Raw genomic sequence first — 15,839 nt, 5'->3', positions numbered from 1 at the left:
ATGAAAAGGGTCGATTCAGCTCCATCAGTCGCCGTCAGAGGGGAATCAATTTCAAATGTCTGAAGGGTTCTATATCGTTTATCTTGCCAGAATCGGTCGATAACCCACTGACAAACCGGGATGAAATGGAAATGAATGGCTAAAGCGGGAGTATGACCCTATCGCCCGATATAAACATGTTTTGGCGAGAGGATATCCTGTAATGCTTTTCATCTAATTGTTGGGTCGTGATGAGAGAACGTATTATGAGGCAGTCGGCTAGGGCTGATTAACCCGGTGATTTAGCATCCGGAAATGTGTTTTTTAAATAACCATTGATTCTGGTATATGCATGTTATCTCCAGAATTTATCATTAAAGTACGGGATTACAGTATGTATTGTGCTAAAAATCCCGCATAACAAGGCGCTATGCGGGATGTGTGGAAGTGAGTGGACGCTTACAGACTCAGCGTTACTTGCCGATGCAAAAACTCGAGAAAATACGCCCCAGTAGATCGTCGGAGGTAAATTCCCCGGTGATTTCGCTGAGGGCCTGCTGCGCCAGCCGCAGTTCTTCCGCTAGCAGTTCACCCGCGTAAGCGCTCACTAACTGATCTTTACCCTGCGTCAGATGCTGGGCCGCCTGTTCCAGCGCCTGTAAATGCCGGCGGCGCGCCAGAAAACCCCCTTCGGTGTTGCTGGTGAACCCCATGCTTTGCTTGAGATGGTCGCGCAGCGTATCGATTCCTTCGCCGGTTCGTGCTGAAAGTCGAATAAGTGAGTAAGTATTCACATCTTCAATGCCCAGCGGTTCGCCGGTAATATCGGCTTTATTACGCACAACGGTAATCGGCAGCGTTTTCGGTAGCCGAGCCATAAACTCCGGCCAGATTGCCGCCGGTTCTCCGGCTTGTGTCGTGGTGCCATCGACCATAAACAGGACGCGATCCGCCTGCTCAATTTCCTGCCAGGCGCGCTCAATCCCAATACGTTCCACTTCGTCATTGGCATCTCGCAGCCCCGCGGTATCAATAATATGCAGCGGCATTCCATCGATATGAATATGTTCGCGCAATACGTCGCGGGTGGTTCCGGCGATATCGGTGACAATCGCCGCCTCACGACCGGCCAGCGCATTGAGCAGGCTGGATTTTCCGGCGTTGGGACGGCCGGCGATGACGACTTTCATCCCTTCGCGCAGCAGGCTGCCCTGATGCGCTTCGGCGCGAACGGCGTCCAGATTGGCCATCACCTGGTTGAGCTGGCCTTCAATTTTTCCATCGGAGAGAAAATCAATTTCCTCATCAGGAAAGTCGATCGCCGCTTCAACGTAAATCCGCAGATGCGTTAACGCTTCCACCAGATGGTTGATACGGGCGGAAAAGGCGCCTTGCAGAGAGTTCAAAGCCGAACGCGCGGCCTGTTCAGAACTGGCGTCTATCAGGTCGGCTATGGCTTCCGCCTGCGCCAGATCGAGCTTGTCATTGAGGAACGCGCGTTCAGAGAATTCGCCGGGGCGCGCAATACGCACATCGGGTAACGCCAGAATACGTTGCAGCAGGATGTCGAGAATGACCGGGCCGCCGTGTCCCTGAAGCTCCAGCACGTCCTCGCCGGTAAAAGAGTTGGGGCCGGGGAACCACAGGGCGATGCCCTGATCGAGAGGATTGCCATCCGTATCGCGAAAGGGCAGATAGTCGGCGTGACGTGGTTTGGGCAGCTTGCCCAATACCGCTTGCGCCACGGCCGAAGCCGCCGCTCCGGAAATACGCAAAATACCTACCCCGCCGCGTCCCGGTGGCGTGGCTTGGGCTACGATGGTGTCGGTATGACTCATGGTTGTCTCTGTCTCTCAGGTTATAAAAAAAGGCGGTCATTGACCGCCTTATTCTCAATGATTGTCCATCACCGGGGTTATTTCTTCTCGCGGCTATGCAAGCCACGTTTTTCCAGACCACGGTAGATCAGCTGCTGCTGAATGATGGTAACCAGGTTGCTGACGATATAGTACAGCACCAGACCGGATGGGAACCACAGGAAGAACACGGTGAAAATCACCGGCATGTAAGTCATGATCTTCTGCTGCATCGGGTCGGTAACGGTGGTCGGCGACATCTTCTGAATGAAGAACATCGTCACGCCCATCAGGATCGGCAGAATGTAGTACGGGTCTTGCGCGGACAGGTCATGGATCCACAAGGCAAACGGCGCATGGCGCAGTTCAACGGAGCCCATCAGCATGTAGTACAGCGCCAGGAAGATTGGCATCTGAATCAACAGCGGGAAACAGCCGCCCAGCGGGTTAACCTTCTCCGACTTATACAGCGCCATCATTTCCTGACTCATGCGCTGCTTGTCGTCACCGATACGCTCACGCATGGCGGTCAGCTTCGGTTGCAGCATGCGCATTTTGGCCATTGAGGTGTATTGCGCTTTGGTCAGCGGGTACATGATACCGCGCACGATAAAGGTGATGGCAATAATGGAGAAGCCCCAGTTGCCGATAAAGCCGTGCAGGAATTTCAGTAGTTTGAACAGCGGCTGAGAGATAAACCACAGCCAGCCGTAGTCGACGGTCAGATCCAGATGCGGCGCCACAGCGGCCATCTTGTCCTGAATTTCCGGGCCGACCCACAACGTGGCGTTCAGGTTTTGCTGGCCGCCGGCCGGTACGACGACCGGAGCGGCTTTAAAGCCAATCGCCGCCTGCCCGTTGCCGAGATTGCTGGAATAGAAGGTGTTCGCGCCAGCGGTGGTCGGGATCCAGGCGGTCGCGAAGTACTGCTGCAACATGGCGATCCAGCCGCCGTTGGTGGTGATATTCAGGTTCTCATCCATGTCGCTGAAGCTGTATTTCTTATACTTGTCTTCGCTGGAGGAGAACGCCGCGCCGCGGTAGGTATGCAGCGCAAAGTTGCTGCTGCCGGTATCGCGGTGCTTGGGCAAATCGATGGATTGTTTCAACTGACCGAACAAGGTCAGTTCCAGCGGCTGGGCGCTGGTGTTATTGACGCTGTAATCAACGTTCAGCGCGTAGTCGCCGCGTTTCAGTACAAACGTTTTGGTGTAAGTGACGCCGTCAGCCGCGGTATAGGTCAGCGGAATGCGCAGTTCGTTTTCGCCGTCAGCCAGTTCAAAGTGATCCTGCGTGGCGGTAAACAATGGACGCGGGCCATTGGCCGGGTTGTCCGGGCCGTTTTTACCGGTCAGGCCGCTTTGCGCCTGATAGACGAATTCGGGCGAGGTTTCCAGCAGCAGGAACGGTTTATCAGAACCCAGCGTATCCGGGTAAGCCAGCAGATGCGCCTGCTCGATGTCGCCGCCACGGGTATTGATAGTCAGAGACAGCACGTCGGTTTTAACCGTGATCAGTTGACCCTGGCCGCTAGCGGGTACGCCCTGGTTGGTGGCATCGCCGGGTGCTGCATTCGTCGCCTGCTGTATGGCCTGCGTGGTCGCTGGCGGATTTTTGTCCGTTTCCCAGGCCTGCCAGATCATAAAGGTTACGAATAGCAGAGCGATGAGAAGAAGATTGCGTTGCGAATCCATCGTTAATGTTCTCTGTTATTGTCGGTTTTTGGCGGTACGGGATCATCACCACCAGGGTTCAAAGGGTGGCATTTTAATACGCGTTTCAGCGTCAACCAACTGCCTTTTATCATGCCGAACCTGCGTATTGCCTCAATACCGTATTGTGAACACGTTGGCCGGAACCGGCAATGTGGTCCAAGTAACGGGCTGATTACAAGTTGATAACCACGTATCAACCCGATCAGCAGGCGGGAGCCAAACGACAGTGCCGACGCCATAATTTTTCCAACGCTTCCGTCAATGTTCGGTTATCCAGTTCGGACACCCCTTTTTTCGCAATCACCACAAAATCCATTGCGGGCAATGAATGTTGATGCAGGCGAAAGCTTTCGCGCGTCAGGCGTTTAATCCGATTGCGTTCATGAGCACGTTTAACATGCTTTTTGGCAACGGTAAGACCGATGCGGGGATGCCCCAGCGTGTTCAGGCGGCCGAGAATAGTAATTTGCGGCGTGCCGGCCCGTTGCGGCTGCTGGAAGACGAAAGTGAAATGGCTGGGAGTTAACAAACGTAACTCCCTGGGAAAAGCGAGCTTAACCACTCGGTGGGTTAGCTTTTATTACTTAGAAACGGACAGACGAGTACGGCCTTTCGCACGACGGCGGGCCAGAACCTGACGACCATTTTTAGTGGCCATACGAGCACGGAAACCGTGGCTACGGTTACGCTTCAATACGGACGGTTGGAAAGTGCGTTTCATGGCGATTTCTACCTAAACTTGGATAATTAACGGTTCATCCCTGCTGGCGCGGGGAACAAACACGACTTCACAGTAAACGCGTTTGGCTACTCGGCGTGAAAATGACCGACGCCTCAATCGCATATAACAATCATATAACTGAAAGAGGCGGGATTGTAATAATTGTACAGCCCTGAGTCAATTAACATCACACTTTACCTGCCAGCCATGCCAATTATTTTGGATTTCTGTCTGGCTGAGCACAGAAAACAGGCGAGGACGCGCGGGCTGAAGATTATACGGACTCTGGGATAAAGCGCAAGGATCCTGCATTGATCCTCCCTGCCGGATCATGATCAATGTCACCGTAACGCGCCTACCACATCGTTTATTCTAGAGCGCCTTCTGCTATAACTGATTGAATGAGATTAGTCGGATCTTCTGCATGCTGCCTGAGGCTGCTATAAGAATAGCCTGTGGATAAAAAGGATCGAAACTGTGCAGAAGGGGAGGATCTATTCGCTGCTTTAGGTTATGATCCGCCGTCCCGTTAGCGATCCTTCTTCGGGATCGTCACGGTAAACCGCATCTACTATACTACGCGGTGCATCTGTCGTCTTGTTGTGACGGGGGCAGGTGCCAAAATCATGAGTCATATAAATAACGTTTCTTATTCTTTTCTTTTTGATCGTTCTTGTTCGAGTGGAGTCCGCCGTGTCACTTTCGCTTTGGCAGCAGTGTCTTGCCCGTTTGCAGGATGAGTTACCTGCCACAGAATTCAGTATGTGGATACGCCCGTTACAGGCGGAGCTGAGTGATAACACTCTGGCGCTCTACGCCCCTAATCGTTTCGTACTGGATTGGGTTCGTGATAAATATTTAAATAATATCAATGGTTTATTGAATGATTTTTGTGGGATGGATGCTCCGCTGCTGCGTTTTGAAGTGGGTAGCAAACCCCTGGTTCAGACAGTCAGTCAGCCGGTCAACCACCATAATAATGTCAGCGTCGCGGCAGCGACACAGGTGCGTTTAGCGCCAGTGCGCCCAAGCTGGGATAATTCACCGGCGCAGGCGGAGCACACTTATCGCTCCAACGTGAACCCCAAGCACACGTTCGATAACTTTGTCGAAGGTAAGTCGAACCAGCTGGCGCGCGCCGCCGCTCGTCAGGTGGCCGATAATCCGGGCGGCGCTTACAATCCCCTGTTTCTGTATGGCGGAACCGGCCTGGGTAAAACGCACCTGTTGCATGCGGTGGGCAACGGCATCATCGCCCGTAAAGCCAATGCGAAAGTGGTTTACATGCATTCCGAACGTTTCGTGCAGGATATGGTGAAGGCGTTGCAGAATAACGCCATTGAAGAGTTTAAACGTTATTACCGTTCGGTGGACGCGCTACTGATTGATGATATTCAGTTTTTTGCCAACAAAGAGCGTTCGCAGGAAGAGTTTTTCCATACCTTTAATGCGTTGCTGGAAGGTAATCAGCAAATTATTTTAACCTCCGATCGCTATCCGAAAGAGATAAACGGCGTGGAAGATCGCCTGAAGTCGCGGTTTGGCTGGGGTCTGACGGTGGCTATCGAACCGCCGGAGCTGGAAACGCGGGTGGCGATTCTGATGAAGAAAGCGGATGAGAATGATATCCGCCTGCCCGGCGAAGTGGCTTTCTTTATCGCCAAGCGTTTGCGTTCCAACGTGCGCGAGCTGGAAGGCGCATTGAACCGGGTGATTGCCAACGCCAACTTTACCGGCCGCTCCATCACCATTGATTTTGTGCGCGAGGCGCTGCGCGATCTGCTGGCGTTGCAGGAAAAACTGGTTACTATCGACAATATTCAGAAGACGGTGGCGGAATATTATAAAATCAAAGTCGCCGATTTATTGTCTAAACGTCGTTCCCGCTCGGTGGCCCGCCCACGCCAGATGGCGATGGCGCTGGCCAAAGAGCTGACCAATCACAGCCTGCCGGAAATCGGCGATGCGTTTGGCGGCCGCGACCATACCACGGTGTTGCACGCCTGTCGTAAAATCGAACAGCTGCGTGAAGAAAGTCACGACATCAAAGAAGATTTTTCCAATTTAATCAGAACATTATCTTCATAACATTATGAAATTCATTGTTGAACGCGAACATCTGCTAAAACCACTGCAACAGGTCAGCAGCCCATTGGGCGGCCGGCCTACGTTACCGATTTTGGGCAACCTGTTGATCCAGGTCACCGACGGAGCATTGTCGCTTACCGGCACCGATCTCGAAATGGAGATGGTGGCCAAAGTGGCGCTCACGCAACCCCATGAACCGGGCGCCACAACGGTTCCGGCGCGTAAATTATTTGATATCTGTCGTGGTCTGCCCGATGGCGCGGAAATCACCATCATGCTGGATGGCGATCGCATGCTGGTGCGATCCGGGCGCAGCCGTTTTTCGTTGTCGACCCTGCCTGCCGCCGATTTTCCCAATCTGGATGACTGGCAAAGCGACGTTGAATTCTCGCTGCCGCAGGCGACGATGAAGCGTTTGATCGAAGCCACGCAGTTTTCGATGGCTCATCAGGATGTTCGCTATTACCTCAACGGAATGTTGTTTGAAACCGAGGGAGAGGAATTGCGTACCGTCGCCACCGATGGTCACCGTCTGGCCGTGTGCTCGATGCCGGTGGGGCAGCCCTTGCCATCCCATTCGGTGATTGTGCCGCGTAAAGGGGTGATGGAACTGGCGCGTTTGCTGGATGGCGGCGATGCGCCGCTGCGGCTGCAAATCGGCAGTAATAATATTCGTGCCCACGTCGGTGATTTTATTTTCACCTCCAAGCTGGTTGACGGCCGTTTCCCCGATTATCGCCGCGTATTGCCGAAGAATCCGGATAAAACGCTGGAAGCCAGCTGCGATTTACTTAAGCAGGCATTCTCCCGTGCGGCCATACTGTCGAATGAAAAATTCCGTGGCGTGCGTCTGCACCTGATTCAGAACCAACTGAAGATCACCGCCAATAACCCTGAACAGGAAGAGGCGGAAGAAATTCTGGATGTGCAGTACGACGGCACCGAGATGGAAATTGGTTTTAACGTCAGTTATGTATTGGATGTTCTGAATGCGCTGAAGTGTGAGGATGTTCGCTTGCTGCTGACGGATTCCGTCTCCAGCGTGCAGATCGAAGATGGCGCCAGCCGGGCGGCGGCCTACGTCGTTATGCCGATGCGCCTCTAGTATGCTGGTGAGCTATTTGACTGGCCGGGTTGGGATGGGGCGGCGCTCGCCATGCTCGCTTACGCTGAGTACGCCTCGGGGTACTCGCCGCGCTTGTCTCCAATCCGCCAGCGACAATTCTGTCTTGATCGCAAGAAGATAGTCGCATGGCGCTTACTCGTCTTCTGATTAAAGATTTCCGCAATATTGAAGCGGCCGATTTGGCGCTGGCGCCCGGTTTCAACTTTTTGGTCGGGCCGAACGGCAGCGGCAAAACCAGCGTGTTGGAGGCGATTTACACGCTGGGGCACGGGCGGGCGTTCCGCAGCGTGCAGGCGGCGCGCGTGATCCGCCACGATCGGGCCGAGTTTGTCCTGCATGGTCGTATTGACGGTATTGAGGGCGAGCGATCGGTCGGATTGAGTAAGAACCGTCAGGGCGACGGTAAAGTGCGCATTGACGGCAGCGACGGTCACAAAGTGGCCGAACTGGCGCAGCTGCTGCCGATTCAGTTGATTACTCCCGAAGGGTTTACCTTGCTGAACGGCGGGCCGAAGTACCGCCGTGCTTTTCTTGACTGGGGGTGTTTTCATAACGAACCCGGTTTTTTCTCCGCCTGGAGCAATATGAAACGCCTGTTGCGTCAGCGTAATGCGGCGTTGCGGCAGGTGGGTCAGTACGGGCAACTGCGGGCCTGGGATCAGGAGTTGGTGCCATTGGCTGAACGTATCAGCGAATGGCGGGCGCAATACAGCTCGGCGATCGCCGAAGATATTGCCGCCACCTGTAGCCAGTTTCTGCCTGAGTTTGCCCTCGGTTTTTCTTTCCAGCGCGGCTGGGATAAAGAAAGTGATTATGCCGAACTGCTGGAACGGCAGTTTGAACGCGACCGTATGCTGGGTTATACGGCGCTTGGGCCGCATAAAGCCGACTTCCGTATCCGCGCCAGCGGCGTGGCGGTCGAGGATATGCTGTCCCGTGGTCAGCTAAAGCTGCTGATGTGTGCTTTAAGGCTGGCCCAGGGTGAGTTTCTCACCCGTCAGAACGGACTGCGCTGTCTGTATCTGATTGATGATTTTGCTTCCGAACTGGATAGTACCCGCCGCCGTTTGTTGGCTGAACGGTTAAAAGCCACCCATGCGCAAGTCTTTGTCAGCGCGGTCAGCGCTGAGCAGATAGGCGATATGGTGGGTGAAAATGGCAAGATGTTCCGCGTAGAACAGGGTAAAATAACGGTTCAATCACAGGACTAAAATGAGCGAGAAACGTTGATGTCGAATTCTTATGACTCCTCAAGTATCAAGGTATTGAAAGGGCTGGATGCGGTACGTAAACGCCCAGGTATGTACATCGGTGATACGGATGATGGTACCGGTCTGCATCACATGGTATTCGAGGTTGTGGACAACGCTATCGACGAGGCACTCGCTGGCTATTGTAAAGACATTGTCATCACTATCCATGCTGATAACTCAGTCTCGGTACAGGATGATGGCCGTGGTATTCCCACCGGTATTCATGAAGAGGAAGGGGTATCCGCGGCGGAAGTGATCATGACGGTGCTGCATGCCGGCGGCAAATTTGATGATAACTCGTATAAGGTTTCCGGCGGTTTGCACGGCGTGGGGGTTTCCGTCGTTAATGCCCTGTCGGAAAAACTGGAGCTGGTGATCCGCCGTGAAGGTAAAGTCCACCAGCAAACCTATCGCCACGGCGTGGCGCAAGCGCCGCTGAAAGTGGTGGGCGATGCGGAGAAAACCGGCACCACGGTGCGTTTTTGGCCCAGCTACGAAACCTTTACCAACCAGACCGAATTTCAGTATGACATTCTGGCCAAGCGCCTGCGCGAGCTGTCGTTCCTGAATTCCGGCGTGTCTATCCGCTTGTTCGACGAGCGCGAAAAAGATAAATCCGACCACTTCCATTACGAAGGCGGCATTAAGGCGTTTGTTGATTATCTCAACAGGAACAAAACGCCGATTCACCCGACGGTATTCTATTTTTCCACGGTGAAAGATGACATCGGCGTGGAAGTGGCGTTGCAGTGGAATGACGGCTTCCAGGAAAATATTTACTGCTTTACCAACAATATCCCGCAGCGTGACGGCGGTACGCACCTGGCCGGTTTCCGCGCCGCGATGACCCGTACCCTCAACACCTATATGGATAAAGAAGGCTACAGTAAGAAAGCCAAAATCAGCGCCACCGGCGACGATGCGCGTGAAGGCCTGATTGCCGTGGTTTCCGTTAAAGTGCCCGATCCGAAGTTCTCCTCGCAGACCAAAGACAAGCTGGTTTCATCGGAAGTGAAAACCGCCGTTGAGTCGCTGATGAATGAGAAGCTGGTGGATTACCTGATGGAAAACCCGTCAGACGCCAAAATCGTGGTCGGGAAAATTATTGATGCGGCCCGGGCGCGTGAAGCGGCGCGTAAAGCGCGCGATATGACCCGCCGTAAAGGCGCGCTCGATCTGGCCGGTCTGCCGGGCAAGCTGGCGGATTGTCAGGAGCGCGATCCGGCGCTTTCCGAACTGTACCTGGTGGAAGGGGACTCGGCGGGCGGCTCCGCCAAGCAGGGGCGTAACCGCAAGAATCAGGCGATTCTGCCGCTGAAAGGTAAAATTCTCAACGTTGAGAAAGCGCGTTTCGACAAGATGCTCTCTTCACAGGAAGTGGCGACGCTGATCACCGCCCTGGGTTGCGGCATTGGCCGCGATGAGTACAACCCGGACAAACTGCGTTATCACAGCATCATCATCATGACCGATGCCGACGTCGATGGTTCTCACATCCGTACCCTGCTGCTGACCTTCTTCTATCGTCAGATGCCGGAAATCGTTGAGCGCGGACACGTTTATATCGCGCAGCCGCCGCTGTACAAAGTGAAGAAAGGCAAGCAGGAACAGTACATCAAAGACGATGAAGCGATGGATCAGTACCAGATTGCGCTGGCGATGGACGGGGCAACGTTGCATACCAATGCCGCGGCGCCTGCGCTGGCCGGTGAACCGCTGGAAAAACTGGTGGCCGAACATTACTCGGTGCAGAAAACCATCGGTCGTATGGAGCGTCGTTTCCCACGGGCGTTGTTGAATGCGTTAATCTACCAGCCAACCCTGGCTGAAGCGGATTTAAGCGACCGCACGCATGTTCAGCAGTGGATGGAAACGCTGGTCACTCGCCTGAATGAGCGGGAACTGCATGGCAGCGCTTACAGCTTTGTGATCCACGAGAATCAGGAACAGCAGATCTTTGAACCGGCTCTGCGGGTGCGGACACATGGCGTAGACACCGATTATCCACTGGATTTCGGCTTCGTCACCGGTGGTGAGTATCGCAAAATCAATCAGTTGGGTGAGAAGTTGCGCGATCTGATTGAAGAGGATGCTTATATTGAACGCGGTGAGCGTCGTCAGCCGGTAGCCAGCTTTGAACAGGCGCTGGAGTGGCTGGTGAAAGAATCCCGCCGTGGTCTGGCCATCCAACGTTATAAAGGACTGGGTGAAATGAACCCCGATCAGCTGTGGGAAACCACCATGGATCCGACCAGTCGTCGTATGCTGCGCGTTACGGTCAAAGATGCTATCGCGGCGGATGAGCTGTTCACCACGCTGATGGGCGATGCGGTTGAACCTCGTCGTGCGTTTATCGAAGAGAACGCCCTGAAGGCGCTGAATATCGATATCTGATTAGACAACTGCCTGATCTGCAACCTCAGCCCGCCCCTTTTGGGGCTGGTGAGTTTGCTGACAAAGTCCGGTGAGCGGCGATAATGGATGGATCGTAAAGACGCTGCAAGTACATCCCTGTAAGCTCGAACCGCGCCATCCCTGGCGCGGACGCTTTACTCTTCCATTCCATTATCACCGTTCGATAAGGGATGATAGATTTGTCAACGGTCTGGCCAGCTCCTTTTGGGGCTGGCTTTTTTTATAGCGCCACCGCCCGTTGTCTGGCGCTGCGTAATTCCTGGCGTAGGGTGATGAGCGCGGTGATCAGCATAAAAATCACCGCTGACCAGAAAATAGCCTGTGGATAACCGTGATCCAGCAGCCAGCCGAATAACACCGGGCCTGCCGCGCCGCCAATATTAAAGCCGGTGGAGACGATGCCGAAAACGCGACCCTCGGCGCCGGCCGGCGAGGCGGCGCGTACCAGCATGTCACGCGATGGGGCGATCATGCCGGACAGAAAGCCGGCGGCGGTCAGTAGCGGAATCAACACGGATACTGGCAGGGGATAGATGGCCACCACACTGACCAGACAGGCGGTCATTGCCAGCGCTGCCGTCGCTACCAGCCCGTGGCGTTTGGTTTTATCGGCCAGCGCGCCGCCGGCCAGTACGCCAAAAGCGCTGGCGAACAGAAAGGATGTCAGCACGATATTTGCCTGGGATAACGGCAGGTCATAGCCCGTAACAAATGCCGTCACCGAGAAATTCTGAATCGAACTGGTGCTCAGATTCAACAGCAGGAATAACACCAACAGCGCCATGATCGGCAGGGTAAAAAGCGCCACCCGGGGTTTATTCGGTTGCGCGCCGCCCGAAGCCGCGCGCTGAAGTCGGACGGGTTGGCCGCCTCCGGCTAATAACAGCAGAACTATCAATAGACCGACTCCCCCCGCAACGATAAAGGCGCTGTTAATGCCCGTGAAAGCGGCGACGGTCAGTAAGATCCCGGGCGCAAAACCTAACTCGACGAAGCTGATATTTCGCTGCTCCGATAGCAGCGGGATCAGCGCGGGCAGCACCATCATATGAAAATGGCTCACCAGGTGAGCGGATGAAATCTGGGCCAGCAGGGGAAGCTTTATTAATGTCATTTTTTGTCGTCAGGGCGCTGATAGGTTTATACCCGTCATACTTCAAGTTGCAGGTGCGTTGGCTTTGTTACTCGGCCCCTCTCTGGGCCTCGGCATAGAGGGCCAACGCTTTGCGTTGTTCAAAACAATAACGTTTTGTCCTGTAACTCGAACTATTTAGTGTATAGGAATATATAGGCTAGTGAGCGATGATGTATCAAGCGGGTCGCAAGCCGATAGGAATAACAGTAGCATATTGCGCATATTATTAGCGTTCAATCTTTTTGGCGCCGCGCCAGGCGCTCGGCCTGGCGCGTAAACGTCGGGGTTAGCGGGCCGCCGGGCCTTTGCCCACCGATTCGCGAACGATCAGCGAGCCTTGAAACGGGGGAGACGGCGCGGCGGTTTTACCCTCCAGCATACAGAGCAGTTTCTCAAGGGTGCGCTTAATCATTTCCGCCACCGGGACATGAACGGTGGTCAGCGGCGGGTGCGCCCAGGAGGCCAGGGGCAGGTCATCGAAGCCCAGCAGCGAGACATCATCCGGTATCGCTATTCCCTTTTCGCGAAAGGCTTTTGCCGCGCCAATCGCCATATCGTCATTGCTGGCCGCCAGCGCGCTGAAAGCGGCGCCTCGCTGGTACAGCGTGTTCACGGCGGCGTAACCGCTTTCCGGCGTCCAGTCGCCCTCGACCACCAGTTTGTCGTTGAAGGCAATGCCTTTTCCCGCCAGCGCCTGCCGATAACCTGAAAAGCGGCTTTCCCCGGTGGGCGATCCCGATGCGCCAAGAATAAACGCAATATCCCGATGGCCGTTATCAATCAGGTAATTGACGGCGTCAAAACAGTGCGACTGATGGTCGGCGCAGATGCCGTTTTCTTCATGATGGTTCAGTTTCCGGTTCACCACCATAATGGGTTGCCGGTGTTGCTCGATGATATTTTCCAGCGCCGCAATGGACAGAAAACGCGGGTAGATGATGACCGCATCGCAGCGTAAATCGAGCAGAAACTTGATGGCCTGCTGTTCTTCTTCTGCGCTGTGTTTGCCGTCGGCGAGAATCAACTGGCGTCCGTGTTGCTCGGTCATGGTGGCGGTCTGGAAAAGCAACTCATTGAAATAAGGGCCGTTATACAGCGTATTGGTGACGACCAGCCCGATGCTCTGGGATTTATTGGTGGCAAGCTGACGCGCCAATAAATTTGGCCGGTATCCCATCTCCTCGATAGCCTTGAAAACCCGGTCTTTGGTGGTTTGGCTGACGTAGTTATTACCTGTCAGCACACGTGATACCGTCGCCTTTGATACGCCTGCTTTTTTCGCCACATCGAGCATGGTTGTCATTCTGTTTTCTCAATTCGCCAAGCCAACTGGAACCGCTTTCTGCTTCCCCCTTTTATTATAAGGATAAACAGCTCGTTTTTTATAATCGTTAAACGGCGGACAGGGAAGTTTTTTATTGCTGATAAATCTTATCCATGATCGTGTTCAAAAAACGAAGAATTTAATATGAAACCGGTTGCACATTGCTTGTTATGTTGCTTGAATAATAAAAAAATTAAGCGGTGAGGTGCAGGATGAATAAGATTTTACTCTGTTGCGCAGCAGGTATGTCCACCAGCATGTTGGTTCAGCGCATGGAAAAAGTCGCGCGGGAAAAAGGGATCGCCGTCGAGATAAAAGCTGTTGGTTTTGAAGAGTTTAATGAGGCGATTTTAGAGTATGACTGCTGTCTGCTTGGGCCGCAGATCAAATATAAGCTGGCGGAATTTAAAGTGATTGCCGCTGCGCAAAACAAGCCTATCGCCGTTATCAATATCATTGATTATGGAATGATGAATGGTGAAAAAGTTCTCAACGATGCGCTGGCGATGATCGGCTAAATTATGGGAAATAATAATGAGTACATTCAGTGAGTCATTATTCAGCGTAATTGAAAACCGTATCAGTCCGGTTGCCGTAAAAATTTCCAGTCAACGCCATATTGTGGCAATTAAAGATGGTTTTATCGCCTCCATGCCATTTTTGATTGTCGGTTCCTTTATGCTGCTATTTGCTCATCCCCCTTTTAGCGCCGACAGCCAGTGGGCGTTCGCCCGGTGGTGGTTAGGGGTGGTGGCACGCCATAGCGAACAGATTATGATGCCCTACAATATGACCATGGGGATCATGGCGCTCTATATTGTCGGCGCAATTGCCTATAACCTGGCGCAAAGCTATAAGATGAATGGCTTTATGGCGGCCAGTTTATCGCTGATGTCGTTTCTGGTGGTGGCGGCGCCGCAGGCTGGCGGCAGCTTACCGGTGGGGTCGCTGGGGGGCGAAGGGATATTTACGGCGATCCTGGTTTCGCTCTATACCACCGAGTTAATGCATTTCCTCCAGAAGCGTAATATCGGTATCCGGCTGCCGGAGCAGGTGCCGCCGAAGATCCGCCAGTCTTTTGACCTGCTCATTCCGATCCTCGCCATCTTCCTGACGCTGTTCCCGCTCAGTCTGCTTATTCAAAGCCAGTTTGACATGCTGCTGCCGCAGGCGATTATGGCGATCTTCGCGCCGATTATCTCCGCCTCGGATTCGCTGCCGGCTATTTTGATCGCCGTGCTGCTGTGCCATTTGTTGTGGTTTGCCGGGATCCACGGCGCGGTGATTGTGACAGGTATTTTGCAGGCTTTCTGGCTGACCAACCTGGGCATCAACCAGCAGGCGCTCAATGCGGGCGAGCCCATCACCCAGATCTTTATCGAACCCTTCTGGCAGTTCTTTATTGTGGTGGGCGGTTCCGGTTCGACTATGGGGCTGGTGTTCCTCTATCTGCGCAGCCGTTCCGCGCACCTGCGTTCGATCGGCAAGCTGGCCGTGGTGCCCAGTATGTTCAACATCAATGAACCGGTTATTTTTGGCTCGCCGGTGGTGATGAATCCGCTGTTGTTTATTCCTTTTATCGCCGCGCCGCTGGTTAACGCCGTCATTGCCTATACCGCCACCAGAACCGATCTGGTCAACCATGTGATAGCGCTGGCGCCCTGGACGACGCCGGGGCCGATCGGCGCGGCCTGGTCCACCGGCTGGGATTGGCGGGCGGTGGTGCTGGTGGGGGTATTGATTATTGTGTCGTCGGTGATTTATTACCCGTTTTTCAAACTGTATGAACGCCAGCTTTTAGCGCAGGAAAAAGACGGCGCACAAACCGAGGGGGCGCGCTGATGGAACTGGATGAAAACACCATAATGGAACTGATTATCCATGCCGGAGAAGCGCGCTCCAACGCGATGGAAGCGCTGAGCGCCGCCAGAAAACAGGACTGGGATAAGGCTGACGCGCTGCTGGCCGAGGCTGCCGGCGCCGCTCGTAAAGCTCATCGGATGCAGACGACGCTGATTGGCGCGGATGAGGGGAGTGGAAAAATACCGGTCAATCTGATTTTGATCCATGCGCAAGATCACCTGATGAACGCGATGCTGTGCCGTGAACTGGTTGAAGAGCTTATTTATTTACATCGGAAGATTGCCGCGCTTACGCCCCCGGCGACGTAGACGGCGAAGCGCAGCGGCCACGATTTCAACGGCGTGACGCCGGTTTATTTCATCAT

General features: G+C 53.9%; 14 protein-coding genes. 7 read left to right on the top strand and 7 right to left on the bottom strand.

The window, feature by feature from the left end:
- Positions 1–452: 452 nt before the first annotated feature.
- The 5 genes from mnmE to rpmH form a co-directional block, all read right to left on the bottom strand.
- Positions 453–1,817: a tRNA uridine-5-carboxymethylaminomethyl(34) synthesis GTPase MnmE gene (mnmE, locus tag JG725_RS10010; protein ID WP_199377839.1), complete on the bottom strand. Its 1,365-nt coding sequence runs from the start codon at positions 1,815–1,817 to the stop codon at positions 453–455.
- Between the two features lie 77 nt (positions 1,818–1,894).
- A complete protein-coding gene (gene yidC, locus JG725_RS10005; protein ID WP_172290557.1) occupies positions 1,895–3,529 on the bottom strand; it encodes a membrane protein insertase YidC in 1,635 nt (544 codons plus the stop codon).
- A 2-nt stretch (positions 3,530–3,531) separates the two neighbouring features.
- Positions 3,532–3,789 carry a membrane protein insertion efficiency factor YidD gene (gene yidD, locus JG725_RS10000; protein ID WP_009115145.1) on the bottom strand — a complete coding sequence of 86 codons (258 nt, stop codon included), beginning with the start codon at positions 3,787–3,789 and terminating at the stop codon, positions 3,532–3,534.
- The gene (gene rnpA / locus JG725_RS09995; protein ID WP_009115146.1) at positions 3,753–4,112 is read right to left on the bottom strand and encodes a ribonuclease P protein component; all 360 of its coding nucleotides are present in this window, start codon (positions 4,110–4,112) and stop codon (positions 3,753–3,755) included. The genes yidD and rnpA overlap by 37 nt, the downstream gene beginning before the upstream one ends.
- An 18-nt stretch (positions 4,113–4,130) precedes the next feature.
- Complete coding sequence (gene rpmH / locus JG725_RS09990) at positions 4,131–4,271, bottom strand: 50S ribosomal protein L34 (RefSeq protein ID WP_005976668.1); 141 nt, start codon at positions 4,269–4,271, stop codon at positions 4,131–4,133.
- A gap of 693 nt (positions 4,272–4,964) precedes the next feature.
- Between rpmH and dnaA the strand changes: the two genes are divergently transcribed.
- The 4 genes from dnaA (at position 4,965) to gyrB (ending at position 11,132) form a co-directional block, all read left to right on the top strand.
- Positions 4,965–6,359 carry a chromosomal replication initiator protein DnaA gene (dnaA, locus tag JG725_RS09985; RefSeq protein ID WP_172290556.1) on the top strand — a complete coding sequence of 465 codons (1,395 nt, stop codon included), beginning with the start codon at positions 4,965–4,967 and terminating at the stop codon, positions 6,357–6,359.
- Between the two features lie 4 nt (positions 6,360–6,363).
- The gene (dnaN, locus tag JG725_RS09980) at positions 6,364–7,464 is read left to right on the top strand and encodes a DNA polymerase III subunit beta (protein WP_172290555.1); all 1,101 of its coding nucleotides are present in this window, start codon (positions 6,364–6,366) and stop codon (positions 7,462–7,464) included.
- A gap of 146 nt (positions 7,465–7,610) precedes the next feature.
- Positions 7,611–8,696, top strand: coding sequence for a DNA replication/repair protein RecF (gene recF / locus JG725_RS09975; RefSeq protein ID WP_199377837.1), 1,086 nt, complete (start codon positions 7,611–7,613; stop codon positions 8,694–8,696).
- 18 nt (positions 8,697–8,714) lie between these two features.
- Positions 8,715–11,132, top strand: coding sequence for a DNA topoisomerase (ATP-hydrolyzing) subunit B (gene gyrB, locus JG725_RS09970; protein ID WP_172290553.1), 2,418 nt, complete (start codon positions 8,715–8,717; stop codon positions 11,130–11,132).
- Between the two features lie 241 nt (positions 11,133–11,373).
- On the opposite strand, the gene JG725_RS09965 is transcribed toward gyrB, so the two are convergent.
- Positions 11,374–12,267, bottom strand: coding sequence for an MFS transporter (locus JG725_RS09965; RefSeq protein WP_199377835.1), 894 nt, complete (start codon positions 12,265–12,267; stop codon positions 11,374–11,376).
- 307 nt (positions 12,268–12,574) lie between these two features.
- Entirely contained in the window at positions 12,575–13,591 is a 1,017-nt protein-coding gene (locus JG725_RS09960; protein WP_199377833.1) for a LacI family DNA-binding transcriptional regulator, read from the bottom strand.
- 233 nt (positions 13,592–13,824) lie between these two features.
- Here JG725_RS09960 and JG725_RS09955 point away from each other — a divergent pair, with 233 nt between their 5' ends.
- Genes JG725_RS09955 through JG725_RS09945 form a run of 3 tightly spaced genes read left to right on the top strand, consistent with a single transcriptional unit; the run spans position 13,825 to position 15,783 of the window.
- Complete coding sequence (locus tag JG725_RS09955; RefSeq protein WP_172290550.1) at positions 13,825–14,130, top strand: PTS sugar transporter subunit IIB; 306 nt, start codon at positions 13,825–13,827, stop codon at positions 14,128–14,130.
- Positions 14,131–14,146: 16 nt separating this feature from the next.
- On the top strand, positions 14,147–15,454 hold the full coding sequence (locus tag JG725_RS09950) for a PTS sugar transporter subunit IIC (RefSeq protein WP_172290549.1): 1,308 nt from the start codon (positions 14,147–14,149) through the stop codon (positions 15,452–15,454).
- Positions 15,454–15,783 (top strand): PTS lactose/cellobiose transporter subunit IIA, encoded by a 330-nt coding sequence (locus tag JG725_RS09945; protein WP_172290548.1) that lies wholly within the window; start codon positions 15,454–15,456, stop codon positions 15,781–15,783. The genes JG725_RS09950 and JG725_RS09945 overlap by 1 nt, the downstream gene beginning before the upstream one ends.
- The last annotated feature ends 56 nt before the right edge of the window (positions 15,784–15,839 follow it).

It is taken from the genome of Brenneria sp. L3-3C-1 (genome assembly GCF_016456245.1).
Taxonomy (GTDB): domain Bacteria; phylum Pseudomonadota; class Gammaproteobacteria; order Enterobacterales; family Enterobacteriaceae; genus Brenneria.
This window is presented reverse-complemented; position numbering and strand designations above follow the sequence as displayed.